At 69.1% G+C, this 24,597-nt stretch carries 26 protein-coding genes; 20 read left to right on the forward strand and 6 right to left on the reverse strand.

Annotated elements, in window-relative coordinates; genetic code table 11:
- Positions 1 to 424: 424 nt before the first annotated feature.
- From ACFV8T_RS21360 to ACFV8T_RS21445, 18 genes are all read left to right on the forward strand, one after another.
- Complete coding sequence (locus ACFV8T_RS21360; RefSeq protein ID WP_385329597.1) at positions 425 to 1,528, forward strand: LCP family protein; 1,104 nt, start codon at positions 425 to 427, stop codon at positions 1,526 to 1,528.
- Between the two features lie 142 nt (positions 1,529 to 1,670).
- Positions 1,671 to 1,895 (forward strand): 50S ribosomal protein L31, encoded by a 225-nt coding sequence (gene rpmE / locus ACFV8T_RS21365; protein WP_019764351.1) that lies wholly within the window; start codon positions 1,671 to 1,673, stop codon positions 1,893 to 1,895.
- A 155-nt stretch (positions 1,896 to 2,050) separates the two neighbouring features.
- The gene (gene prfA, locus ACFV8T_RS21370; RefSeq protein WP_266426485.1) at positions 2,051 to 3,127 is read left to right on the forward strand and encodes a peptide chain release factor 1; all 1,077 of its coding nucleotides are present in this window, start codon (positions 2,051 to 2,053) and stop codon (positions 3,125 to 3,127) included.
- Between the two features lie 40 nt (positions 3,128 to 3,167).
- The gene (gene prmC / locus ACFV8T_RS21375) at positions 3,168 to 4,013 is read left to right on the forward strand and encodes a peptide chain release factor N(5)-glutamine methyltransferase (RefSeq protein ID WP_189542181.1); all 846 of its coding nucleotides are present in this window, start codon (positions 3,168 to 3,170) and stop codon (positions 4,011 to 4,013) included.
- Positions 4,014 to 4,077: 64 nt separating this feature from the next.
- Positions 4,078 to 4,725 (forward strand): L-threonylcarbamoyladenylate synthase, encoded by a 648-nt coding sequence (locus ACFV8T_RS21380; RefSeq protein ID WP_385329601.1) that lies wholly within the window; start codon positions 4,078 to 4,080, stop codon positions 4,723 to 4,725.
- Positions 4,722 to 5,363, forward strand: coding sequence for a protein-tyrosine-phosphatase (locus tag ACFV8T_RS21385; protein ID WP_266426498.1), 642 nt, complete (start codon positions 4,722 to 4,724; stop codon positions 5,361 to 5,363). The genes ACFV8T_RS21380 and ACFV8T_RS21385 overlap by 4 nt, the downstream gene beginning before the upstream one ends.
- 170 nt (positions 5,364 to 5,533) lie before the next feature.
- On the forward strand, positions 5,534 to 6,799 hold the full coding sequence (gene glyA / locus ACFV8T_RS21390) for a serine hydroxymethyltransferase (RefSeq protein ID WP_385329605.1): 1,266 nt from the start codon (positions 5,534 to 5,536) through the stop codon (positions 6,797 to 6,799).
- Between the two features lie 128 nt (positions 6,800 to 6,927).
- Complete coding sequence (locus ACFV8T_RS21395; protein WP_385329607.1) at positions 6,928 to 8,313, forward strand: MraY family glycosyltransferase; 1,386 nt, start codon at positions 6,928 to 6,930, stop codon at positions 8,311 to 8,313.
- Between the two features lie 261 nt (positions 8,314 to 8,574).
- Positions 8,575 to 9,012, forward strand: coding sequence for a hypothetical protein (locus ACFV8T_RS21400; protein ID WP_385329610.1), 438 nt, complete (start codon positions 8,575 to 8,577; stop codon positions 9,010 to 9,012).
- 210 nt (positions 9,013 to 9,222) lie between these two features.
- Entirely contained in the window at positions 9,223 to 10,059 is an 837-nt protein-coding gene (atpB, locus tag ACFV8T_RS21405; RefSeq protein ID WP_385329874.1) for a F0F1 ATP synthase subunit A, read from the forward strand.
- A 72-nt stretch (positions 10,060 to 10,131) separates the two neighbouring features.
- Complete coding sequence (locus ACFV8T_RS21410) at positions 10,132 to 10,365, forward strand: F0F1 ATP synthase subunit C (protein ID WP_072483720.1); 234 nt, start codon at positions 10,132 to 10,134, stop codon at positions 10,363 to 10,365.
- A gap of 37 nt (positions 10,366 to 10,402) precedes the next feature.
- Positions 10,403 to 10,948, forward strand: coding sequence for a F0F1 ATP synthase subunit B (locus ACFV8T_RS21415; protein WP_385329613.1), 546 nt, complete (start codon positions 10,403 to 10,405; stop codon positions 10,946 to 10,948).
- On the forward strand, positions 10,945 to 11,760 hold the full coding sequence (locus ACFV8T_RS21420) for a F0F1 ATP synthase subunit delta (protein ID WP_385329616.1): 816 nt from the start codon (positions 10,945 to 10,947) through the stop codon (positions 11,758 to 11,760). The genes ACFV8T_RS21415 and ACFV8T_RS21420 overlap by 4 nt, the downstream gene beginning before the upstream one ends.
- 138 nt (positions 11,761 to 11,898) lie before the next feature.
- Positions 11,899 to 13,470 (forward strand): F0F1 ATP synthase subunit alpha, encoded by a 1,572-nt coding sequence (atpA, locus tag ACFV8T_RS21425; protein WP_385329619.1) that lies wholly within the window; start codon positions 11,899 to 11,901, stop codon positions 13,468 to 13,470.
- Between the two features lie 3 nt (positions 13,471 to 13,473).
- Entirely contained in the window at positions 13,474 to 14,388 is a 915-nt protein-coding gene (locus ACFV8T_RS21430; RefSeq protein ID WP_385329622.1) for a F0F1 ATP synthase subunit gamma, read from the forward strand.
- Entirely contained in the window at positions 14,388 to 15,830 is a 1,443-nt protein-coding gene (gene atpD, locus ACFV8T_RS21435; RefSeq protein WP_385329625.1) for a F0F1 ATP synthase subunit beta, read from the forward strand. Before ACFV8T_RS21430 ends, atpD begins: the two co-directional genes overlap by 1 nt.
- 110 nt (positions 15,831 to 15,940) lie before the next feature.
- Positions 15,941 to 16,315: a F0F1 ATP synthase subunit epsilon gene (locus tag ACFV8T_RS21440; RefSeq protein WP_093898532.1), complete on the forward strand. Its 375-nt coding sequence runs from the start codon at positions 15,941 to 15,943 to the stop codon at positions 16,313 to 16,315.
- Positions 16,316 to 16,456: 141 nt separating this feature from the next.
- Positions 16,457 to 16,903, forward strand: a complete 447-nt coding sequence (locus tag ACFV8T_RS21445) for a DUF2550 domain-containing protein (protein ID WP_266431277.1) — start codon at positions 16,457 to 16,459, stop codon at positions 16,901 to 16,903.
- A gap of 126 nt (positions 16,904 to 17,029) precedes the next feature.
- On the opposite strand, the gene ACFV8T_RS21450 is transcribed toward ACFV8T_RS21445, so the two are convergent.
- The 3 genes from ACFV8T_RS21450 to ACFV8T_RS21460 all read right to left on the reverse strand — a co-directional run bounded on the left by ACFV8T_RS21450 (position 17,030) and on the right by ACFV8T_RS21460 (position 20,988).
- Positions 17,030 to 18,907, reverse strand: coding sequence for a glycosyl hydrolase family 18 protein (locus tag ACFV8T_RS21450; RefSeq protein WP_385329628.1), 1,878 nt, complete (start codon positions 18,905 to 18,907; stop codon positions 17,030 to 17,032).
- 237 nt (positions 18,908 to 19,144) lie between these two features.
- On the reverse strand, positions 19,145 to 19,795 hold the full coding sequence (locus tag ACFV8T_RS21455; RefSeq protein WP_385329631.1) for a response regulator: 651 nt from the start codon (positions 19,793 to 19,795) through the stop codon (positions 19,145 to 19,147).
- Positions 19,792 to 20,988 carry a sensor histidine kinase gene (locus tag ACFV8T_RS21460; protein WP_385329633.1) on the reverse strand — a complete coding sequence of 399 codons (1,197 nt, stop codon included), beginning with the start codon at positions 20,986 to 20,988 and terminating at the stop codon, positions 19,792 to 19,794. The genes ACFV8T_RS21455 and ACFV8T_RS21460 overlap by 4 nt, the downstream gene beginning before the upstream one ends.
- 151 nt (positions 20,989 to 21,139) lie before the next feature.
- Here ACFV8T_RS21460 and ACFV8T_RS21465 point away from each other — a divergent pair, with 151 nt between their 5' ends.
- Positions 21,140 to 21,670 (forward strand): hypothetical protein, encoded by a 531-nt coding sequence (locus tag ACFV8T_RS21465; RefSeq protein ID WP_385329636.1) that lies wholly within the window; start codon positions 21,140 to 21,142, stop codon positions 21,668 to 21,670.
- 51 nt (positions 21,671 to 21,721) lie between these two features.
- On the opposite strand, the gene ACFV8T_RS21470 is transcribed toward ACFV8T_RS21465, so the two are convergent.
- From ACFV8T_RS21470 to ACFV8T_RS21480, 3 genes are read right to left on the reverse strand one after another with little or no spacing between them, the layout of a single operon-like run.
- Positions 21,722 to 22,294: a cob(I)yrinic acid a,c-diamide adenosyltransferase gene (locus ACFV8T_RS21470; RefSeq protein ID WP_385329639.1), complete on the reverse strand. Its 573-nt coding sequence runs from the start codon at positions 22,292 to 22,294 to the stop codon at positions 21,722 to 21,724.
- A gap of 9 nt (positions 22,295 to 22,303) precedes the next feature.
- Complete coding sequence (locus ACFV8T_RS21475; RefSeq protein ID WP_385329641.1) at positions 22,304 to 23,053, reverse strand: ABC transporter permease; 750 nt, start codon at positions 23,051 to 23,053, stop codon at positions 22,304 to 22,306.
- Complete coding sequence (locus tag ACFV8T_RS21480; RefSeq protein ID WP_385329878.1) at positions 23,053 to 23,844, reverse strand: ABC transporter ATP-binding protein; 792 nt, start codon at positions 23,842 to 23,844, stop codon at positions 23,053 to 23,055. Before ACFV8T_RS21480 ends, ACFV8T_RS21475 begins: the two co-directional genes overlap by 1 nt.
- An 82-nt stretch (positions 23,845 to 23,926) precedes the next feature.
- Between ACFV8T_RS21480 and ACFV8T_RS21485 the strand changes: the two genes are divergently transcribed.
- On the forward strand, positions 23,927 to 24,568 hold the full coding sequence (locus ACFV8T_RS21485; protein WP_385329644.1) for a TetR/AcrR family transcriptional regulator: 642 nt from the start codon (positions 23,927 to 23,929) through the stop codon (positions 24,566 to 24,568).
- Positions 24,569 to 24,597 lie beyond the last annotated feature (29 nt).

Below are 24,597 nucleotides of genomic sequence, written 5' to 3' on the forward strand. Positions count from 1 at the left end.
GGTTTCTTTTCCAGGTCCAGAGGGAGGATTTCGCCTCGGGGAAGGGGAAAGGGTGGTTGTGGGCAGGGGGGGGGGAAACCGGGGGCCCCCCCTGGTGGTTGGGGGGAGGGGTTCGGCCCTGTGCCGTGCGCAGGCTACGCAGCCGACCCGGTCGCCGTGGTCGATCCGAGACCTTTGCCACATGCCGGACGTGCCGCCGGGCCCGTCGCGATGCCTGTACCGGACAAGAAACCGCAGGTGAGCGGGGAATCACCGGCTGTTCACCAAGGTCGGGTGTCCGTTTCGTCCTCACATGGAAACAACAGGTGGCTGTGCAACCCTTCTTCGTGCCGAGGCGTCGTACGCAGTACCGACAAATCGACGATCCAGTGCCCGAACACCGCTGCTGGGGGTAGCCGGGGAAGCTGACGACCGAAGGAGATCCATGACCGAGCAGAACGGGAGCGGCGGCCGAATACGCCCCACCGGCAAGCGCCGGAAGAAGCCTTCCCGTCGCCGCAGGGCGACGGTGATCGCCGCCTGGACCGTGGCCGGTGTCGTGGTCGTCGGCGGTGCCGGACTGGGATACGCCTACGTCAAGCTCAACGGCAATCTCAAGGCCGTCGACATCAACGCCGCACTCGGCAAGAACCGCCCCGACAACGTCGACAACGGCTCCCAGGACATCCTGGTGCTCGGCTCGGACTCCCGGTCCGGCGCGAACTCCGAGTACGGCGCCGACGAGGGCGCGGCCCGCTCCGACACCGCGATGGTCCTGCACGTCAACAAGGGCCACAAGACGGCCTCCGTCGTCTCCATCCCGCGCGACACCCTCATCACCCGCCCCGACTGCACCAGCGACACGACCGGGCAGACCGTCGCGGGCCAGCAGCGCGCGATGTTCAACACGGCGTACGAGGTCGGCGGGCCGGCCTGCGCGGTCAAGACCGTCGAGGCCATGTCCGGCATCCGCATGGACCACTACCTCGAAGTCGACTTCACCGGCTTCAAGAAGCTCATCGACGAGCTGGGCGGCGTGAAGATCACCACCACCGAGGCGATCGACGACCCGAAGAGCCATCTGAAGCTCGCACCCGGCACCCACACCCTCGACGGGGAGCAGTCGCTGGGGCTCGTCCGTACCCGCAAGAGCGTCGGCGACGGCAGCGATCTCGGCCGCATCCAGCTCCAGCAGGCCTTCATCAAGGCGCTGATGGAACAGGTCAAGACCGTCGGGGTGTTCTCGAACCCGAAGACCCTCTACGACCTCGCGGACACGGCCACCAAGACCGTCACCACCGACTCCGACCTGGGCTCGGTCACCGAACTCACGTCCTTCGCGAACGGTCTCAAGGGGCTCGGCTCGAAGAACGTCCACATGGTCACCCTGCCCGTGCAGTACGACCCGGCCGACCCGAACCGCGTCGTACCGCTGGAGGCCGCCGCCCGGCAGGTGTGGGACGCGCTCGCCCAGGACAAGGCCATCCCCGCCTCCGCCACCGAGAAGTCGGCCGGCGACAAGGGCGACGCGGGCAGCGTCGTACGGTGACCGGGCGGGCCGGGAATAGTTGCGGCCCGCCCCCGGTTTTGGGAGATACGGCCGGTCCTGGCAGACTGGTACGTCGGCCCCGGTTCACGGACGCGCAATCCGCGCGTACGACCCGGCGCCCTCCCGAACCGAGGAGAAACCCTTGAAGCGCGACATCCACCCCGAGTACGTCGAGACGCAGGTCAGCTGCACCTGTGGCGCGTCGTTCACGACCCGGAGCACCATCGACGGCGGCACCATCCGCGCCGACGTCTGCTCCGAGTGCCACCCGTTCTACACGGGCAAGCAGAAGATCCTCGACACCGGTGGCCGTGTGGCCCGCTTCGAGGCCCGCTTCGGCAAGGCTGCCGGCTCCGCCAGCAAGTAGCGAGCCACTGCGCCGGTTCCTGGCGCCCTCTTCCGGGGGCGTCGGGACCGGCGTTTTTTCCGGCCGGGGGTACGCGGCCCCGTTCCGTATCCCCGCCCGGCCGGCATCACGCCGTCCAGCAGGCACGCCCGAGTGAAGAAACCAGGAGCCCGAAGATGTTCGAGGCGGTCGAGGAACTGATCGGCGAACAGACCGATCTGGAGAAGAAGCTCGCTGACCCGGCGGTCCACGCCGACCAGGCCAACGCGCGCAAGCTCAACAAGCGCTACGCCGAGCTGACCCCGATCGTCGCGACGTACCGCTCCTGGAAGCAGACCGGGGACGACATCGGGACGGCCCGCGAGTTCGCCGCCGACGACCCCGACTTCGCCGCCGAGGTCAAGGAGCTGGAGAAGCAGCGCGAAGAGCTCACCGAGAAGCTCCGCCTCCTGCTGGTCCCGCGCGACCCCAGCGACGACAAGGACGTGCTCCTGGAGATCAAGGCGGGCGCGGGCGGCGACGAGTCCGCCCTGTTCGCCGGCGATCTGCTGCGCATGTATCTGCGCTACGCCGAGCGCGTCGGCTGGAAGACCGAGATCATCGACTCCACCGAGTCCGAGCTCGGCGGCTACAAGGACGTCCAGGTCGCCGTGAAGACCAAGGGCGGCAACGGCGCCACCGAGCCCGGCCAGGGCGTGTGGGCCCGGCTGAAGTACGAGGGCGGGGTGCACCGCGTGCAGCGGGTGCCGTCCACCGAGTCGCAGGGCCGCATCCACACCTCCGCCGCCGGTGTGCTCGTCACGCCCGAGGCCGAGGAGGTCGACGTCGAGATCCACGCCAACGATCTCCGTATCGACGTCTACCGCTCCTCGGGTCCCGGCGGCCAGTCCGTCAACACCACGGACTCGGCGGTCCGCATCACCCATCTGCCGACCGGCGTCGTCGCGTCCTGCCAGAACGAGAAGAGCCAGCTCCAGAACAAGGAGCAGGCCATGCGCATCCTGCGTTCGCGACTGCTCGCCGCCGCCCAGGAGGCCGCCGAGCAGGAGGCCTCGGACGTACGGCGCAGCCAGGTGCGCACGGTCGACCGTTCCGAGAAGATCCGTACGTACAACTTCCCGGAAAACCGGATCTCGGACCACCGCGTCGGCTTCAAGGCGTACAACTTGGACCAGGTGCTCGACGGCGACCTGGATTCCGTGATCCAGGCGTGCGTCGACGCCGACTCCGCCGCCAAGCTCGCCGCCGCGTAAGCAAAGCCCGCCCAGCCCGTAAACCGTACGGAGAACCGCGATGAACCTGCTGCTCGCCGAGGTGGCCCAGGCCACCCAGCGGCTGGCCGACGCCGGTGTGCCCTCGCCGCGATTCGACGCGGAGGAACTCGCCGCGTTCGTGCACGGCGTCAAGCGGGGCGAGTTGCACCGGGTGCCGGACGCGGACTTCGACGCCCGCTACTGGGAGGCCATCGCCCGCCGCGAGGCCCGCGAGCCGCTCCAGCACATCACCGGCCGCGCCTTCTTCCGCTACCTGGAGCTCCAGGTAGGACCCGGTGTCTTCGTCCCCCGCCCGGAGACCGAATCGGTCGTCGGCTGGGCGATAGACGCCGTGCGCGCGATGGATGTCGTCGAGCCGGTCGTCGTCGACCTGTGCAGCGGATCGGGCGCCATAGCCCTGGCCATGGCCCAGGAGGTGCCGCGCTCGCGCGTGCACGCGGTCGAGCTCTCCGACGACGCCATCGAGTGGACCCGGAAGAACGCCGACGGATCCCGGGTCACCGTCCACCAGGGAGACGCGCTGACCGCCCTCCCCGAGCTGGACGGCCAGGTCGACCTGGTCATCTCCAACCCGCCGTACATCCCGCTCACCGAATGGGAGTACGTGGCACCCGAGGCCCGCGACCACGATCCGGAGATGGCCCTCTTCTCCGGCGAGGACGGCCTCGACACCATCCGCGGCATCGAACGCACCGCACACCGCCTGCTGCGCCCCGGCGGCCTCGTCGTCATCGAGCACGCCGACACCCAGGGCGGCCAGGTGCCGTGGATCTTCACCGAGGAGCGCGGCTGGGCGGACGCGGCCGACCACCCGGACCTGAACAACCGGCCGCGGTTCGCCACGGCCCGCAAGGCCATGCCGTGACCGGCGGCCACCACGCGCACGACCCGTACCCGTCATACCCGTACACGCTTGAGGAGGCCGGCTGATGGCACGGCGATACGACTGCAACGACGCGACCGACCGCACGACGGGTCTGCGTGAGGCCGCGTCGGCCGTCCGCCGCGGCGAACTGGTCGTGCTGCCCACCGACACCGTGTACGGCCTCGGTGCGGACGCCTTCAGTGCCGAGGGCGTCGCCGATCTGCTGGACGCCAAGGGCCGCGGCCGCAACATGCCGACCCCCGTCCTGATCGGCTCCCCGAACACCCTGCACGGCCTGGTCACCGACTTCTCCGAGCAGGCCTGGGAGCTCGTCGACGCCTTCTGGCCCGGCGCCCTCACGCTCGTCGCCAAGCACCAGCCGTCGCTCCAGTGGGACCTCGGGGACACCCGCGGCACCGTCGCCATCCGGATGCCGCTGCACCCGGTCGCCATCGAGCTGCTCACGGAGGTCGGCCCGATGGCCGTCTCCAGCGCCAACCTCACCGGCCACCCGGCCCCCGAGGACTGCGACGCCGCCCAGGAGATGCTCGGCGACTCCGTCTCCGTCTACCTGGACGGCGGCCCGACGCCCGGCATCGTGCCCTCGTCGATCGTCGACGTGACCGGCAAGGTCCCCCTGCTGCTGCGCGCCGGTGCGCTCTCCGTGGAGGAGCTCCGCAAGGTGGTACCCGACCTCGAGGTGGCCAATTGACCGCCCCTGAGGGGCGTGGCATAGCGGGGCGGGCCGACTCTTTCCGCATCCTCCACGTCAGCACCGGCAACGTCTGCCGCTCACCGATCACCGAGCGGCTGACCCGCCATGCCCTGGTGGACCGCCTGGGCGATCCGCTCAGCGGCGGACTGATCGTGGAGAGCGCGGGCACCTGGGGCCACGAAGGCGCCCCCATGGAGGCCAACGCCGAGACCGTCCTCGCCGACTTCGGTGCCGACACCACCGGCTTCGTCGGCCGGGAGCTGCTCGACGAGCACGTGATCCGCGCCGACCTGGTGCTCACGGCCACCCGCGACCACCGTGCGCAGGTGATCTCGATGGGGCACTCGGCCGGCCTGCGGACGTTCACCCTCAAGGAATTCACCCGGCTGGTCCGGGCGATAGACCCCGCCACGCTGCCCGACCCGCGGGACGAGGGCGTCGTCGAGCGCGCCCGCGCCCTGGTCCGCGCCGCGGCGGCGCTGCGCGGCTGGCTGCTGGCCCCCACCGCCGAGGCGGACGAGGTGTTCGACCCGTACGGCGCCCCGATCACGTTCTTCCGTTCCATCGGCGACGAGATCAACCAGGCCCTCGACCCGGTCGTCACGGCCCTGACCGGCGTACCCGCACCGCACTGACGGGCGCCCCCGCGCCATCGCGTCAGCGCCACTCCGACGGGCGTACGCACCGGCCGGGCACCCAGGGCCCAACGGGTGCACCACGGCGCCGCACAGCAGGCAGGAGGCCCTTCGCGGGCCTACATTGGAGCTGACGCCAGCGCACCCCTCCCCAGGCCCGGAGCCCATCGATGCCGGTCACCACTCCAGCCGCACCGCCCTCCGCCCCCGGGTCCGCCCTGCCGCAGGACTTCGACGCCCTGCTCCGGGAGGATCCGGAGATCGCCGCCGTGCTGCTCGGGGAGCTGCACCGCCAGTCGAGCACCCTGCAGCTGACCGCCGCCGAGAACTTCACCTCGCCCGCGGTCCTCGCCGCCCTCGGCTCACCCCTCGCGAACAAGTACGCCGAGGGCTACCCCGGTGCCCGCCACCACGGCGGCTGCGAGCAGGCCGACGCCGCCGAGCGCATCGCCTGCCGCCGCGCCACCTCGCTCTTCGGCGCCGAGCACGCCAACGTCCAGGCGCACTCCGGCTCCTCCGCGGTCCTCGCCGCGTACGCCGCCCTGCTCCGCCCCGGCGACACGGTGCTCGCGATGGGGCTCCCGTACGGGGGACATCTCACCCACGGTTCGCCCGCCAACTTCTCCGGCCGCTGGTTCGAGTTCGTCGGCTACGGGGTGGACTCCGAGAGCGGCCTGATCGACTACGAACAGGTGCGCGCCCTGGCCCGTGCCCACCGCCCCAAGGCGATCGTGAGCGGCTCCATCTCGTACCCCCGCCACCCCGACTACGAGCTGTTCCGGGAGATCGCCGACGAGGTGGGCGCGTATCTCATCGCCGACTCCGCGCACCCGATGGGGCTGATCGCCGGGGGAGCGGCGCCGAGTCCGGTGCCGTACGCCGACGTGGTCTGCGCGACCACGCACAAGGTGCTGCGCGGTCCGCGCGGCGGGATGATCCTGTGCGGTGCGGAGCTGGCGGAGCGGATCGACCGGGCGGTCTTCCCGTTCACCCAGGGCGGTGCGCAGATGCACACGGTCGCCGCGAAGGCCGTCGCGTTCGGGGAGGCGGCCACCCCGGCGTTCACGACGTACGCGCACCGGGTGGTCGCGCACGCCCGTGTGCTGGCGGCGGGTCTGGAGGCGGAGGGCTTCGAGGTCACCACGGGCGGCACGGACACCCACCTGATCGTCGCGGACCCGGCCCCGCTGGGCGTCGACGGACGGACCGCCCGCGCCCGCTTGGCGGCGGCGGGCCTGGTGCTGGACACCTGCGCGCTGCCGTACGGGGACGCCCGGGGCATCAGGCTCGGTACCGCGGCCGTCACCACCCAGGGCATGGACGACGGCGACATGGCCCGGCTGGCGGTGCTCTTCGGGACGGCGGTGCGTGAGGAGGACGACATCAGCGCGCAGGTGCGGGAGCTGGTGGAGAAGTATCCGCCCTACCCGGGGTAGCGGCCCCGGCGTACGGTGCGGAACCGATCGGCCCGCTCACTGTGTCTTCGGTCATGAGGCCCGCGCAGCGCGACCGTCCCTGATTGCCGGACGGTTTAAGGTGTGGGCTGAGATGGCCGGCGAAATCTATGGGGCAGCCCGTGCGTGATTACCTGCTGACGCTCTGTGTCACGGCCGCGGTGACCTATCTGCTGACCGGTCCGGTGCGTAAGTTCGCCATCGCGATCGGGGCGATGCCCGCGATCCGTGCGCGTGACGTCCACCGAGAACCGACACCGAGGCTCGGTGGCATCGCCATGTTCGGCGGGCTGTGCGCCGGACTGATCGTCGCGGCCCATCTCCACAACCTCGACTGGGTCTTCCAGCTCTCCACCGAGCCGCGGGCGCTGCTCTCCGGCGCCGCGCTGATCTGGCTGATCGGTGTCCTGGACGACAAGTTCGAGATCGACGCCCTGATCAAGCTCGGCGGGCAGATGATCGCCGCCGCGGTCATGGTCATCCAGGGTCTGACGATCCTGTGGCTGCCGATCCCCGGTGTCGGCACCGTCGCGCTCACCCAGTGGCAGGGCACGCTGCTCACGGTCGCCCTGGTCGTCATCACCATCAACGCGGTCAACTTCGTCGACGGTCTGGACGGTCTCGCGGCGGGCATGGTGTGCATCGCCTCCGCCGCGTTCTTCCTCTACACGTACCGGCTCTGGTACGGGCACATGATCGAGGCGGCGGCCCCGGCGACGCTCTTCACGGCGATCCTGATGGGCATGTGCCTGGGCTTCCTGCCGCACAACATGCATCCCGCGCGCATCTTCATGGGTGACTCGGGCTCGATGCTGATCGGCCTGGTGCTCGCGGCCGGGGCGATCTCCGTGACGGGCCGGGTCGACCCGGACACGATGACGCTCTTCGCGGGCAGCGAGCGCGAGGCCACCCACGCGATGCTGCCGGTCTTCATCCCGTTGCTGCTGCCGCTGACGATCATCGCGATCCCGGCCGCGGACCTGGTGCTGGCGATCGTGCGCCGCACGTGGAACGGCCAGTCGCCGTTCGCGGCGGACCGCGGCCATCTGCACCACCGGCTGCTGGAGATCGGCCATTCGCACAGCAGGTCCGTGCTGATCATGTACTTCTGGTCGGCCCTGATCGCCTTCGGGGCGGTCGGCTACTCCGTGCACTCGGCGTCCCTGTGGATCGTGCTGGTGATCATGGGGATGAGCACGCTGGGTCTCGTACTGCTGCTGATGCCCCGTTTCACCCCCCGGGCGCCGTACTGGGCGGAACGCTTCGTACCGCCCCGCTACCGCCGTAGGCGTGGCAAGGGCCAGGCTCCCGAGGCGGAAGCCGCATCGGCGTCCGAGGCCCAACAGGGGCCGCTGGAAAGCCGGATGGGGCAGACGGGACCCGAGTCGCAGGAGCGCGACCCGGTCGTCGTGGGAGTCTCCGGCGTCAACGGGGCGACTGCCATCGGCCCTCGTTCGCGTTTTTCGGACAGAGACCGGGCTGAATCCGCACGCTGAGAACCGGGCATCAAGGGGCATTACCAGACAACGAATTGAGTTGCCTTGCTCACATGCGCGAATTCACTCTCACGTGTGACAGTAAGCACACTTTCTTGGTAAAGACCTCATCAAATAGTTTGTGATACCGTTCACGAAGCCCGGTGACGGAGCCGAAGGACCTGAGTAGCACGGTCCATTGGCGTGAGGCATCGACTCAAACCGGGCCTACGCTCGTCCATGACGACACACTGCCCACCCCCAGCAAGCGGAGCTGCCGCCATGCCGTCCAACGACGCCCGGACTCTCCTTCAAGCCGCCGTACCCACCGCTGTCGCCGGTGCTGTTGCCACCGCCGTCAGCGCTGGCGTAGCCGGCGGCAAGGGAGCTGTGGGCGCGGGCGTTGCGACGATCGTGGTGATCGTCTTCATGGGGATCGGACTCGTGGTCCTGCAGCGCACCGCGCGGTCCCTGCCCCACCTGTTCCAGGCGATGGGGCTGATGCTCTATGCGGCTCAGCTTCTCCTGATGTTCATCTTCGTCGCCGCATTCAAGAACACGACGATGTTCAACCCGAGGGCATTCGCGATCACGCTGGTCGCGACGACTCTCGTGTGGATCGGCGCACAGACGCGTGCACACATGAAGGCCAAGATCCTTTACGTCGAACCCGAGTCCGACAAGGCGGAAAAGCCCAAGAACACGGGCTCGAAGCCGTGAAGGGTAGGGGCGGGATAAGTGCAGGTTCGAGACCCTGCTATCGTCCGGTTCCAACTGCGGCACTGCGGGCGCGGGCATGTGAGCTGACGCCTGCTCGATCGCGAGGCTCAATGCCTGACTGCCGCTCACACATCCGTAACACCAGTCCAGTGCCGAACCGCGGCTGCGCGCCGCGCCGACACAACGAGGTTGCCGTACCTATGCGCCACGCTGAAGGAGCCCGCGGTGAGTGCTGACCCGACACAGGTGCTCGCCTTCGAGACCGATTGCCACATCTTCTCCGGTTGTGGTTTCCCGGGTCCTGGCTTGCACTCTTTCCTGTTCGAGCCGATCTTCGGTGACGCGGACAGCAACATCTACTTCAACAAGACGATGCTGCTGGCGCTCCTCGGTACGGTCATCATCGTCGGCTTCTTCTGGGCCGCCTTCCGTAAGCCGAAGGTCGTTCCGGGCAAGCTGCAGATGGTCGCCGAGGCCGGATACGACTTCGTCCGCCGCGGCATCGTCTACGAGACGCTCGGCAAGCGCGAGGGCGAGAAGTACGTCCCGCTGATGGTCTCGCTCTTCTTCTTCGTGTGGATGATGAACCTCTGGTCGATCATTCCGCTCGCCCAGTTCCCGGTGACGTCGATCATCGCGTACCCGGCCGCTCTGGCGCTGACCGTCTACATCCTCTGGATGAGCATCACCTTCAAGCGGCACGGCTTCGTCGGCGGCTTCAAGAACCTGACCGGCTACGACAAGTCGCTCGGCCCGGTTCTCCCGCTGATCATGGTCATCGAGTTCTTCTCGAACGTCCTGGTCCGGCCCTTCACGCACGCGGTCCGACTCTTCGCGAACATGTTCGCCGGTCACACGCTGCTGCTGCTCTTCACCATCGCCAGCTGGTACCTGCTGAACGGCATCGGTATCGCCTACGCGGGCGTCTCGTTCGTGATGGTCCTCGTGATGACGGCCTTCGAGCTCTTCATCCAGGCTGTTCAGGCGTACGTCTTCGTGCTCCTGGCGTGCACCTTCATCCAGGGCGCTGTCGCCGAGCACCACTGATCGCGCCTCCCATACCCCCAGTCGTCCGGTGGCCAACCCCCGCCGGTCCGTGAAAGAGAAGGAAGAACTGGCATGTCCCAGACCCTTGCCGCCGTCACCGGTTCCCTCAGCTCCGTCGGTTATGGCCTGTCCGCCATCGGCCCCGGCGTCGGCGTCGGCATCATCTTCGGTAACGGCACCCAGGCTCTCGCCCGTCAGCCCGAGGCTGCCGGCCTGATCCGCGCCAACCAGATCCTCGGCTTCGCCTTCTGTGAGGCGCTCGCCCTGATCGGTCTGGTCATGCCGTTCGTCTACCCGACCTCCTGACTGGTCGGGAACAGACCATTCGACGGAAGGCACTGACGTGAACCCTCTGGTTCAGCTCGCGGCGGAGAAGCCGGAAAACCCGCTCGTCCCGCCGATCCCTGAGCTCGTCATTGGCTTCATCGCCTTTGTCATCGTCTTCGGCTTCCTCGCCAAGAAGCTCCTCCCGAACATCAACAAGGTTCTGGAAGAGCGTCGCGAGGCCATCGAAGGCGGTATCGAGAAGGCCGATGCGGCCCAGACCGAGGCCCAGAGCGTGCTTGAGCAGTACAAGGCTCAGCTCGCCGAAGCCCGCCACGAAGCCGCGCGCCTGCGCCAGGAGGCGCAGGAGCAGGGCGTTGTGATCCTGCAGGAGATGCGGGCGGAAGGCCAGCGGCAGCGCGAGGAGATCATCGCTGCCGGCCACGCCCAGATCGAGGCCGACCGCAAGGCCGCGGCCTCCGCGCTGCGTCAGGACGTGGGCAAGCTCGCCACCGACCTGGCCGGCAAGCTCGTCGGCGAGTCCCTCGAGGACCACGCCCGGCAGAGCGGCACCGTCGACCGTTTCCTCGGCGAGCTCGAGGCGAAGGCCGAGGCTGTCCGATGAACGGCGCGAGCCGCGAGGCACTGGCTGCCGCACGTGAGTCCCTCGACGCGCTGACCGACAACACGTCGGTCGACGCGGCGAAGCTCGCCGAGGAGCTGGCCGCCGTAACGGCGCTGCTCCAGCGCGAGGTCTCACTGCGGCGGGTCCTGACCGACCCGTCGCAGCCCGGCGAGGCCAGGGCGGAGCTGGCCGGACGACTGCTGCGCGGTCAGGTGGGCGGCGAGACCGTCGACCTGATCTCCGGCATGGTCCGCGCCCGCTGGTCGCAGTCGCGTGACCTGGTCGACTCGGCCGAGGAACTGGCGAACATCGCAGACCTCACCGCCGCCCAGCGCAGCGGAGACCTCGACGACGTCGAGGACGAGCTGTTCCGGTTCGGCCGGATCGTCGCCTCCGACAAGGAGCTGCGCGCCGCGCTCACCAACCGGTCCGCGTCCGCGTCCGCCAAGAGGCAGCTGTTGCACAGCCTGCTCGGCGGCAAGGCACGGCCCGCCACCGAGCGCGTCGTCACGCGGCTTGTCACCCAGCCGCGTGGACGTAGCCTGGAAGAGGGACTCGAGTCCCTCTCCAAGCTGGCCGCGGAGCGCCGGGAGCGGATGGTCGCCGTGGTCACCTCGGCGGTTCCGCTGAGCGATCGGCAGAAGCAGCGCCTCGGCGACGCACTGGCGAAGATCTACGGCCGCCCGATGCACCTGAATCTCGATGTGGACCCCACGGTCCTCGGCGGGATCGCGGTGCGGGTCGGCGACGAGGTCATCAACGGCACCATCTCGGAGCGCCTCGAAGAGGCGTCCCGTCGCATGGCCGGCTGACCAGCGCCGAGCAGCAACAGAACAGAGCAAGACCAGCGGCCCGGTTGGGCCGTGCAGAAATTGCAGAAGATTCCTGGGGGTCGGCCCCCAGACCCCCTTAAGAAACTTCGGGCCCAACAAGGAGAGCAGGGAACCCAGATGGCGGAGCTCACGATCCGGCCGGAGGAGATCCGGGACGCGCTGGAGAACTTTGTCCAGTCGTACAAGCCGGACGCGGCCTCGCGCGAGGAGGTCGGTACGGTCAGCGTTGCCGGCGACGGCATCGCGAAGGTCGAGGGTCTTCCCTCGGCCATGGCGAACGAGCTGCTGAAGTTCGAGGACGGCACCCTCGGTCTCGCCCTCAACCTCGAGGAGCGCGAGATCGGTGCGATCGTCCTCGGCGAGTTCAGCGGCATCGAAGAGGGCCAGCCGGTGCAGCGCACCGGTGAGGTGCTCTCCGTCGGCGTCGGCGAGGGTTACCTCGGCCGCGTCGTCGACCCGCTCGGCAACCCGATCGACGGTCTCGGCGAGATCGCGACCGAAAGCCGCCGCGCCCTCGAGCTGCAGGCCCCTGGCGTCATGGTCCGTAAGTCGGTGCACGAGCCGATGCAGACCGGCTACAAGGCCGTCGACGCCATGGTGCCGATCGGCCGCGGCCAGCGTCAGCTGATCATTGGTGACCGTCAGACGGGTAAGACCGCTCTGGCCGTCGACACGATCATCAACCAGCGCGACAACTGGCGCTCGGGCGACGTGAACAAGCAGGTGCGCTGCATCTACGTCGCCATCGGTCAGAAGGGCTCCACCATCGCCTCTGTGCGCGGTGCCCTCGAAGAGGCCGGCGCGCTCGAGTACACGACCATCGTCGCCGCCCCGGCGTCCGACCCGGCCGGCTTCAAGTACCTGGCGCCGTACACCGGTTCGGCCATCGGCCAGCACTGGATGTACCAGGGCAAGCACGTCCTGATCATCTTCGACGACCTCTCGAAGCAGGCCGACGCCTACCGCGCCGTGTCGCTTCTGCTGCGCCGTCCGCCGGGCCGTGAGGCCTACCCGGGCGACGTGTTCTACCTCCACTCGCGTCTGCTGGAGCGCTGCGCGAAGCTCTCCGACGAGATGGGCGCCGGTTCGATGACGGGCCTCCCGATCGTCGAGACCAAGGCGAACGACGTGTCGGCGTTCATCCCGACCAACGTCATCTCCATCACCGACGGCCAGTGCTTCCTGGAGTCCGACCTGTTCAACGCCGGCCAGCGTCCGGCCCTGAACGTCGGTATCTCGGTCTCCCGTGTCGGTGGCTCCGCCCAGCACAAGGCGATGCGCCAGGTCTCCGGCCGTCTCCGTGTCGACCTCGCCCAGTACCGCGAGCTGGAGGCGTTCGCCGCCTTCGGTTCCGACCTGGACGCGGCCTCGAAGGCGTCGCTGGAGCGCGGTAAGCGCATGGTCGAGCTGCTGAAGCAGCCGCAGTACTCCCCGTACCCGGTCGAGGAGCAGGTCGTCTCCATCTGGGCCGGCACCACCGGCAAGATGGACGACGTCCCGGTCGAGGACATCCGTCGCTTCGAGAGCGAGCTGCTGGAGTACCTGCGCCGTGAGCGCAAGGACCTCCTGACCAGCATCGCCGAGGGCGCCAAGATGTCCGACGACACGCTGCAGTCGGTCGCCGACGCGGTCGCCGCCTTCAAGCAGCAGTTCGAGACCTCGGACGGCAAGCTCCTGGGCGAGGGCTGATCGATGGGCGCTCAGCTTCGCGTTTACAAGCGCCGCATTCGCTCCGTCACCGCCACGAAGAAGATCACCAAGGCGATGGAGATGATCGCCGCTTCGCGCATCGTCAAGGCGCAGCGCCAGGTGGCGGCGTCGACGCCGTACGCGACCGAGCTCACCCGTGCGGTGACCGCGGTGGCGACCGGCTCCACCACCAAGCACCCGCTGACCACCGAGGCCGAGACTCCGGCACGGGCCGCGATCCTGCTCATCACGAGCGACCGCGGTCTGGCCGGCGGTTACTCCTCCAACGCCATCAAGGCCGCGGAGCGACTGACCGAGCGGCTCCGCGGTGAGGGCAAGGAGGTCGTCACGTATGTGATCGGCCGCAAGGGTGTCGCCTACTACGGCTTCCGTGAGCGCAAGCTCGCGGATTCGTGGACGGGCTTCACCGACAGCCCGACGTACGCGGATGCGAAGCGGGCTGCGGCCCCGCTGATCGAGGTGGTCACCCAGGAGACCGCCGAGGGCGGCGTGGACGAGCTGCACATCGTCTTCACGGAGTTCGTGTCGATGATGACGCAGAACCCGGTCGACGACCGGATGCTGCCGCTCAGTCTCGATGCCACGAAGGACGAGGACGGCAAGGGCGAGATCCTGCCGCTGTTCGACTTCGAGCCGTCGGCGGAGGACGTCCTCGACGCCCTGCTTCCGCGGTACGTCGAGAGCCGGATCTACAACGCGCTGCTGCAGGCCGCTGCTTCCGAGCACGCTGCCCGCCGCCGCGCGATGAAGTCGGCCACCGACAACGCCGGTGAGCTCATCAAGACGCTCTCCCGGCTTGCCAACGCGGCCCGCCAGGCCGAAATCACCCAGGAAATCAGCGAGATCGTCGGTGGTGCCAGTGCGCTGGCCGACGCGACCGCGGGGAGTGACAAGTAATGACGACCACAGTTGAGACGGCCGTTGCCACGGGCCGCGTCGCCCGGGTCATCGGCCCGGTCGTCGACGTGGAGTTCCCCGTCGACGCGATGCCGGAGATCTACAACGCGCTGACCGTCCAGGTGGCCGACCCGGCCGAGGACGGCAAGCTCAAGAAGCTGACCCTTGAGGTCGCCCAGCACCTCGGCGACGGCCTGGTCCGCGCGATCTCGATGCAGCCCACCGACGGTCTGGTCCGCCAGGCCGCGGTGACCGACACGGGTACCGGCATCACGGTCCCCGTCGGTGACATCACCAAGGGCAAGGTGTTCAACACCCTCGGCGAGATCCTGAACAAGCCCGAGGCCGAGGCCGAGGTCACCGAGCGCTGGCCGATCCACCGCAAGGCGCCCAACTTCGACCAGCTCGAGTCGAAGACCGAGATGTTCGAGACCGGCGTCAAGGTCATCGACCTTCTCACCCCGTACGTCAAGGGTGGAAAGATCGGTCTGTTCGGTGGTGCCGGTGTCGGCAAGACCGTTCTGATCCAGGAAATGATCTACCGCGTGGCCAACAACCACGACGGTGTGTCGGTGTTCGCCGGTGTCGGTGAGCGCACCCGTGAGGGCAACGACCTCATCGAGGAAATGGCCGACTCGGGCGTCATCGACAAGACGGCGCTTGTCTTCGGTCAGATGGACGAGCCGCCGGGCACGCGTCTTCGCGTCGCGCTGGCCGGTCTGACCATGGCGGAGTACTTCCGCGATGTGCAGAAGCAGGACGTGCTCTTCTTCATCGACAACATCTTCCGGTACACCCAGGCCGGCTCCGAGGTGTCCACCCTGCTCGGCCGTATGCCGTCCGCGGTGGGTTACCAGCCGAACCTGGCCGACGAGATGGGTCTGCTGCAGGAGCGCATCACGTCGACCCGTGGGCACTCGATCACCTCGATGCAGGCGATCTACGTCCCCGCGGACGACCTGACCGACCCGGCCCCGGCCACCACCTTCGCCCACCTCGACGCGACGACGGTTCTCTCCCGTCCGATCTCCGAGAAGGGCATCTACCCGGCCGTGGACCCGCTGGACTCCACGTCCCGCATCCTGGACCCGCGTTACATCGCGGCGGACCACTACGCGGCCGCCATGCGCGTCAAGGGGATCCTCCAGAAGTACAAGGACCTCCAGGACATCATCGCGATCCTCGGTATCGACGAGCTGGGCGAGGAGGACAAGCTCGTTGTCCACCGTGCCCGTCGTGTCGAGCGCTTCCTGTCGCAGAACACCCACGTCGCCAAGCAGTTCACCGGCGTGGACGGTTCGGACGTTCCGCTCGACGAGTCGATCGCCGCGTTCAACTCGATCTGTGACGGTGAGTACGACCACTTCCCCGAGCAGGCGTTCTTCATGTGCGGTGGCATCGAGGACCTCAAGGCCAACGCCAAGGAGCTCGGCGTCTCCTGAGCCCATGGCTCACCGAGGGGGGCGGGTGTGTCCCGTCCCCCTCACCACGCCCCGTAGAATTGACCCAACACCCGGCTCGAACGGCCGGGTGGTGACCCGAGGAGCCACCCTTGGCTGCTGAGCTGCACGTCGAGCTGGTCGCCGCGGACCGCAGTGTCTGGTCCGGCGAGGCCACCCTGGTCGTCGCGCGCACCACGTCCGGCGACATCGGCGTCATGCCCGGTCACCAGCCGCTTCTGGGTGTGCTGGAATCGGGCCCGGTGACGATCCGTACGAGCGATGGCGGCACCGTGGTCGCCGCTGTGCACGGCGGTTTCATCTCGTTCGCGGACGACAAGCTCTCGCTGCTCGCGGAGATCGCGGAGCTGGCGGACGAGATCGATGTCCAGCGCGCCGAGCGTGCGCTGGAGCGCGCGAAGTCGGACACGGACGCCGCCTCCGAGCGGCGCGCCGAAGTGCGACTGCGTGCGGTGGCGGTGCGCTAGCGCACCGCGACAACATAGCTTTACCCTCAGCCGCGGCCCGAGCTGGAGACCACTCCAGACCGTGCCGCGGCTGAGGCGATGCAGGTGCGGTTGTAGTTCTGGCGGTATCCGTTACTCGACGACGCGAGGAGGTCGGTGGAGATGTTCCTCGCGCTGTGGGTGGGCGGGCTGGTCGTCGCACTGGTTCTGATGGGACTCTTCGTCTTCGGTCTGCGCCGGCGGCTGATTCAGCGCTCCGGCGGGACCTTCGACTGCAGCGTGCGATGGAACGTTCCGGAGGAGCCCGATCTCTCGGGCAAGGGCTGGGTGTACGGGGTCGCCCGCTACAGCGAGGACCGGATCGACTGGTTCCGGGTCTTCTCCTACGCCCCTCGCCCGCGCCGGGTCCTGGAGCGTTCCGCGATCGAGGTGGTCGCCCGGCGGCTGCCCGAGGGCGAGGAGGAGCTGGCGCTGCTGTCCGACGCCGTGGTGCTCGGCTGTCTCCACCGGGAGACCCGCCTGGAGCTGGCCATGAGCGAGGACGCGCTGACCGGATTCCTCGCCTGGCTGGAGGCGGCGCCGCCCGGCCAGCGGGTCAACGTGGCCTGACCGACGAAGAGCTGAAGAAAGCCGGGGAGACAGGGGGCGGACCTGTCTCCCCGGCTGCTTTTCGGGGTGATGCGCGGTGCTGGTGGGGGTTTGCTCAGGCCGTGGGGGCCGTTTCGGGCGGCGGGGTCACTTCAGGCCGCTGTTGATGGCGCCGACGAGTTCGCCGTTGGTGGTGTCGCCGCTGAACTCCCAGAAGAACGCGCCTCCCAGGCCCTGGCTCTTCGCCCAGGTCATCTTGGACGCGATGGTGGCGGGGGTGTCGTAGCTCCACCAGTTGGTGCCGCAGTGGGCGTACGCGGTGCCGGCGACGGTGCCGGTGGCCGGGCAGCTGTTCTTGAGGACCTTGTAGTCCTCGATGCCGGCCTCGTAGGTGCCGGGAGCGGCGCCGGTGGCGGTGCCGCCGGGTGCGTCCTGGGTGACGCCGGTCCAGCCGCGGCCGTAGAAGCCGATGCCGAGCAGCAGTTTGGCGGCGGGGACGCCCTGGGCCTTCAGCTTGGCGATGGCGTCGGCGGAGTTGAAGCCGTCCTTCGGGATGCCGTTGTACGAGGTGAGCGGGGAGTGCGGGGCGGTCGGCCCCTTGGCGTCCCAGGCGCCGAAGAAGTCGTACGTCATCACGTTGTACCAGTCCAGGGACTGGGCGGCGCCGGCGTAGTCGGCGGCGTCGATCTTGCCGCCCGCGGAGCCGTCGGCGGTGATGGCGGCCGTCACCAGGTTCTTGCTGCCGAACTTCGAGCGCAGCGCCGAGGTGATGCCCTTCAGCGCGGCCGGGCCGCTGGTGTCACAGGTCAGACCGCAGGCGTTGGGGTACTCCCAGTCGATGTCGATGCCGTCGAAGACATCGGCCCAACGCGGGTCCTCCACCAGCTGGTAGCAGGAGTCGGCGAACGCGGCCGGGTTCTTCGCGGCCTCACCGAAGCCACCGGACCAGGTCCAGCCGCCGAAGGACCACAGGACCTTGATGTGCGGGTACTTCGCCTTGAGCTTGCGCAGCTGGTTGAAGCTGCCGCGCAGCGGCTGGTCCCAGGTGTCGGCGACGCCGTCGACGGACTTGTCGGCGGTGTACGCCATGTCGTAGTCGGCGTAGGAGTCACCGATCGTGCACTTGCCGCCCTGGACGTTGCCGAAGGCGTAGTTGATGTGCGTGATCTTCGCGGCGGAACCCGAGGTGTCCAGGTTCTTGACGTGGTAATTCCGGCCGTAGACACCCCAGTCGGTGAAGTAGCCGAGGTTGACCTTGCCGCCGGTGCCGGGGTCGGGGTTGCCGCCACCGCCGGTGGTGCGGACCTTGACCGCGCCGCTGACCGGACCGGTCTGGCCGGCGGTGTCACGGGCCTGCACGGTGTACGAGTAGTCGGTGCCGGCCTTGAGGCCGGAGTCGGTGTACGTCGTCCCAGTGACCGTCGAGACGACCGCGCCGTCCCGCAGCACGTCGTAGTTCTTGATGCCGTTGTCGTCGGTCGCGGCGGTCCAGCTCAGCTTGGCCGAGGTGTCGGTGACGGCGCTCGCGGTGGGGGTGCCCGGCGCCGAGGGGGCGTTGTCGCCGGGGACGCTGCCGCCGTCGCAGGAGGCGCCGTTCAGCTTGCAGCCGGTGGGGGCGCCGGCGCCGGTGCCGTTGAAGCCGAAGCTGACGGAGGCGCCGGGGGCGACCGAACCGTTCCAGCCGAGGTTCTTGGCGGTCCAGTGGGTTCCGGAGCTGGTGACGGTGGCGTCCCAGGCGGAGCCGACCGCGGTGCCGGAGGGGAAGTCCCACTCGATGGTCCAGGAGGACAGGGCGGTGGTGCCGGTGTTCTTCACCGTCCACTGGCCCTCGAAGCCGCTGCCCCAGTCGGACTTCTTGACGAAGGACGCGGTCGCCGAGGTGGCGGCCTCGGCGGGGGAGGCCAGGCCGACCATCGCGGCGAGGGGAAGCAGCAGCGCGGTGAGGCCGGCGACCGCTCTGGATCTGGTGGCTCTTCCGGTCCCGAGTCTGAATCGGGTCCGGCGTAGGGGGGTTTCAGTGCTCAACGGTGCTCCTCGGGTGAGGTCCGGACAAACGGGGGTGGTCCGTGGACTGCAAACCCTGCGCCGCCCTGAGCACGCCATTGTCATGGCGTGCTCACCGCAGTGTGCTCGGTGAGATTAGGAAGGTCTGGACCAACCGTCAAGAGGTCTGGACCAAAGTTCGTGGCTGAGGTCCTTCGTCGGGATCAGGCCGGACCCCGCTTCCCGACCCGGCCGGAACCGAACGAAGGACCCTCGACCTCAGACGCCCAACTCCTGCGCCAGGACGGCCGCCTGGACCCGGCTGCGCAGTCCCAGCTTGCCCAGCAGCCTGCTCACATGCGTCTTCACCGTCGCCTCCGCCATGGCGAGCCGGACCGCGATCTCGGCGTTCGACAACCCCTCGCCGAGACAGCCCAGAACCTCCCGCTCCCGCCGGGTGAGAGCGTCGAGCACCGAGGGGTCGGGCGCCTTCACCGGCCGTACGGGAGCGGTCCCGGCGAACTCGGCGATCAGACGGCGCGTCACCGCCGGGGCGATCAGTCCCTCGCCGCGTGCCACCGTGCGTACGGCTTCGAGCAGATCGCGCGCTTCGGTGTTCTTCAGCAGGAAGCCCGCGGCCCCCGCCCGCAGCGCCCCGAAGACGTACTCGTCCAGATCGAACGTCGTCAGCACCAGTACGTCCGCGAGCTGTTCGGCCACCACCCGGCTGGTCGCCGACACCCCGTCCAGCCGCGGCATCTGCACGTCCATCAGCACCAGATCCGGCCGGAGTTCGCGGGCGAGGCGCACCGCCTCCTCGCCGTCCCCGGCCTCTCCCACGACCTCGATGTCGGGCGCGCTGCGCAGAATGAGCACCAGCCCCGCCCGGACGGCCGACTGGTCCTCGGCGACCACAACCCGGATCGTCATGTCCTCGATACCCCTTCGTCCACGGGCAGTTCGGCCCGTACCCGCCAGATCCTCCCACCGCCGTCGGCGCTCGACGGACCGGCCTCGATCGCGCCGCCCAGCAGCGCCACCCGCTCCCGCATCCCCACCAGACCGGCCCCCGAGCCCGGTGCGCGCGGCCCGGGGCGGTCCCCGAGCATGCTGCTGACCTCCACCGTGAGCAGCCGCCCGGACCGCCCGAGCCGCACCGCGACCGGGCCGGGCGCGGCATGCTTGAGCGCGTTGGTCAGGGACTCCTGGACGATCCGGTACGCGGCCAGCTCGACCGGCGCGGCAAGCGGCCCCCGTTCGTCCCGGGTGTCCTCGAACGCGCAGCTCAGACCGCTCGACGCGGCGCTCGTACGGGTCTGCTCGACCAGGGCGTCCAGCGAGGCGAGGGTGGGGGACGCGGCCGGTTCCCGGGAGCCGCCGCCGGTGCGCAGCAGCCCGATCAGCCGGCGCATCTCGGCAAGACCGTCGACGCTGTTCTCCCGGATCACTCCGAGCGCATCGCGCGAGGTGTCCGGGTCGTCGATGGAGAGCGCGGCGGTGGAGTGGATGGCGATGGCCGAGAGGTGGTTGGCCACCATGTCGTGCAGTTCGCGGGCCATCCGGGTGCGTTCCGCGGTCACCGCCTGGGTCCGGTCCATCTCGGCGAGCAGCGCGGTCTGGTCGGCGCGCAGCCGGGCGGCCTCGGCGGCGTTCCGGTGGTTGCGGACGCTGACCCCCGTGATGGCGGGCAGGAACGAGACCATGCCGGTGACCACGCCGATGAGCAGTGCCTGGGGGTTGCGGAACCAGGCCAGGAATCCGATGGTGATGCCGACCGTGATCAGGAACGAGGTCACCGGGATACGGCGGGCGGCGGACGGTGTCCCGTACAGCACGGCCGCGTACATGAGATCCGTGAACATCAGGACCGTCGCGAGGTTCCCGACCGTGAACTGGTCCGCGACCAGCGCGATCGTGCCGATGACCAGGGCCGGCTGCGGGGCGGTCCTGCGTACCAGTTCGAGCCCCGAGACGACGGCGAGCGGCAGCAGGGAGATCCACGGGGCGACGAAGGCCCGGTTGCCCTGCAGGTTCAGGCCGAGCGTCCACAGGGCGAGACCGCCGAGGAGTCCGATGGCGGCCATGAGCACGTCGTGGCGGTGCGGCCGGGTGAGGGAGAACACCCTCCCATCCAACACGGCGGCCCCCGCCCGGACCTCCCTACCGGGGGTGAGGAGCGAGTACATCGAAGGATGCAGTCACGGTTCGTCACTGCCGACGACGATTCCGGGCGACGCGGCCGGAAGGCTGGAGGGAACGGGAAGGAGAAGTGCCGTGATCGTCACGCTGATCGTGCTCTGCGAAGTCGCCTTCTGGGTGCTGCTGGCCGCGGGACTCGCGCTGCGGTACCTGGCGAAGAAGCCCACGCTGGGCGCGGCCGTGCTGCTGTGCGAGCCGCTGCTGGAGGTCGTGCTGCTGGTGGTGACCGCCATCGACCTGAAGAACGGGGCGCAGCCCGACTGGAAGCACGGGCTCGCCGCGGTCTACATCGGCTTCACGGTGGGGCTCGGCCACTCCACGATCCGCTGGGTCGACGCCCGGGTCGCCCACCGCTTCGCGGGCGGGCCGCCGCCGAAGTACGGCATGGCGCGCGCGGCGCACGAGTGGAAGGTCGCGGCGCGCTGGACGGTCGCGGCGGTGACCGCGCTGGCGCTGCTCCAGGCGGCCGTCTGGTACGTGGGCGGGGACGGCGACGTGTCGTCGCTGCAGGCGTGGCAGCAGAAGATGCTGCTGGTCATCGGGATCAACGTGGTCATCGCGGGGAGCTACACGCTGTTCCCGAAACGCGAGCCGGCCGGGCGCTGAGCGGCCGGCCGGGCGCGGCCTCGCACCCGTCCGGCCGCCGGGGCCACGTGGTCAGCGCTCGCCGCCCGGCACCCACAGCACGTCGCCGACCTCCTTGTTCGCCGTCCTCGCGAGGATGAACAGCAGGTCGGAGAGCCGGTTGAGATACGTCGCGGTCAGCGCGTTCATCACGTCGCCGTGCACCTCCAGCGCCGCCCAGGTGGACCGCTCCGCGCGCCGGACCACCGTGCACGCCTGGTGCAGCAGTGCCGCCCCGGGCGTACCGCCCGGCAGGATGAAGCTGCGCAGCTTCTCCAGCTGCTCCAGGAAGTGGTCGCAGTCCGCCTCCAGCTTGTCGACGTACCCCTGCTCCACCCGCAACGGCGGGTACTTCGGGTCCTCGACGACCGGGTTCGACAGGTCCGCGCCCACGTCGAACAGGTCGTTCTGCACACGGACGAGGATCTTCACGACGTCCTCGGAGAGCTGCCCGAGCGCGATGGCGGTACCGATGACGGCATTGGCCTCATTGGTGTCGGCGTACGCGGAGATCCGCAGATCGGTCTTGGCGGTACGGCTCATGTCGCCGAGGGCGGTGGTGCCCTGGTCGCCGGTGCGCGTGTAGATACGTGTCAGATTGACCATGCCGCCAGGCTAGTGCCCCTCCCGGCGGAAGACCCGGGCGCCCACCGCCACGGCCGCGACCGCGAAGGCGGCCGCCACCACCGCCCCGTACAGCATGTGCGAGGTGGCGTACGAGCCCACGTACGCGTCCCGTACCGCGTCCACGAGATAGCGCAAGGGGGTGAAGCGCGACGTGATGTCCAGCCACGCCGGCCCCAGTGTCATCGGCAGCATCAGGCCGGAGAGCAGCATCACCGGCATGGCCACCGCGTTGATGACGGGTCCGAACTCCTGCGGCGTCGCGACCTTCATGGCCAGTGCGTACGACAGCGAGGCCAGCGCGACCGTGAGCAGACCGACGAACGCGAAGCCGATCAGCACCCCGGGAAGGGGCGCGCGCAGGCCCATGACCAGGGCGGCCAGCACCAGCAGCACGGCCTGGACCATGAAGAGCAGGGCGTCCCGCAGGACCCGGCCCAGCAGCAGCGCCAGTCTGCTGACCGGCGTCACCCGCATCCGTTCCACCACCCCGGTGGACTTCTCGACGATGATCGAGAAACCGGCGAACGAGGCTCCGAACAGGGCGAGTTGAAGCAGCAGGCCGGGGATCAGGACCTGCCAGGAGTCCCCGGACGAGCCGAGCGGCAGATCGTCGAGGAGCGGGCCGAAGAAGAGCAGATACAGCAGCGGCATCAGTACGCCGAAGAGCATCTGGAAGCGGGAGCGCAGGGTCTGGCGGGCGTACCGCCCGAAGACGAGCGCGATGTCGTGAAGCAGCATCAGAGCCCCTGTACGGAGAGGGGTGCGGCATCGGCGGGCGCGGCGGCGCGGCCGGTGATCGCGAGGAAGGTGTCCTGGAGGGAGGCGGCGGGGGATCCCGCGTACTCGGCCCGCAGCGCGGCCGGGGTGCCCTCGGCCACGACCACGCCCCGGTCGATCACGATCAGCCGGTCGGCGAGCGCGTCCGCCTCGTCGAGGTAGTGGGTGGTGAGGACGACCGTCGTGCCGTGGTCGTCGCGCAGCCCGCGCACCAGGTCCCAGAGGTCGGTGCGGCTGCCCGGGTCGAGGCCGGTGGTGGGCTCGTCGAGGAAGAGGACGGGCGGCCGGTGGGCGATGCCCATCGCGATGTCCAGGCGCCGGCGCTGACCGCCCGAGAGGGTGACCGCCCTCCGGTCGAGCAGATCGCCGAGGCCGAGCCCGCGGGCCAGTTCGGCGGCCCGTGCGGTCGCGTCCGCCCTGCTCAGCCGGTACAGCCGTGCCTGGGTGACCAGTTCCTCCCGCACGGTCAGGTGCGGGTCTACGCCGCCGGACTGGGCGACGTATCCGCACTTCGCGCGCACTGCGGCCGGATCGTCGGCGAGATCGTGCCCGGCGACGGTGGCGACGCCGCCGGTGGGGGTGAGCAGTGTGGTCAGCATCCGCAGAGTGGTGGTCTTGCCCGCCCCGTTGGGACCGAGGAGGCCGACGATCTCGCCCTCGGCGACCGTGAGGTCGACGGACCGCACGGCGTGCACCGGTCCGTTCCTGCTGTCGAAGGTCCGGGCGAGCCCGGCCGTACTGATGATTGGCATAGTGGCCACAAAAACAGAGTCGCTTAAAAAATGCAATGACTCTAATTTTTCACCGGCTCCCGCGCGGGCCTACCATGGACGGATGGCCGAGGGACTCAGGGAACGCAAGAAGCGCCAAGCCAGGCAGCACATCTCGGACCTCGCGACCGGGCTGTTCCTGGAGCGCGGTTTCGTCACGGTGACCGTCGCCGAGATCGCCGAGCTGGCGGACGTCTCCGTGAACACCGTCTACAACTACTTCCCGGCCAAGGAGGACCTCTTCCTCGACCGGATGAACGGCGTCACCCAGCGAGTGGCCCGCTTCGTCCGCGCCCGCGACAAGGGCGAGTCGGCGGCCGAGGCGGTCCTGCGGGAGCTGCGGTCCCTGGTCGTCGCGGTGTCGCCGGAGCTCGGGCTGATGGACGGCTTCGCCGACTTCATGCGGGTCATCGAGGAGGCGCCCACGCTCCAGGCCCGTCTCGGCCGCCTCCAGCGGGAGGTCCTGGACGCCGTCGTCACGACCCTGCGCGAGGAGACGGGCGCGCCGGCGGACGATCCGCTGCCGGACCTGGTCGGCGGTCAACTCGCCTGGATCGAAGGGGCACTCGTCGGCCACATCAGCCAGGAGATGCTGGCCGGGCGCAAGGCGGCCGAGGTCTCGCGCGACGCACTCGTCCTGCTCGACGAGATCGAGGACCTCCTCGGCGAAAAGGTCCTCAACTACGCCCGACGCGCCGCTGAATGACGTGTGCCGGTGTGATGTCCGTCATGTGA

This window comes from Streptomyces sp. NPDC059832, from assembly GCF_042731715.1.
In the GTDB taxonomy this organism is placed as follows: domain Bacteria; phylum Actinomycetota; class Actinomycetes; order Streptomycetales; family Streptomycetaceae; genus Streptomyces.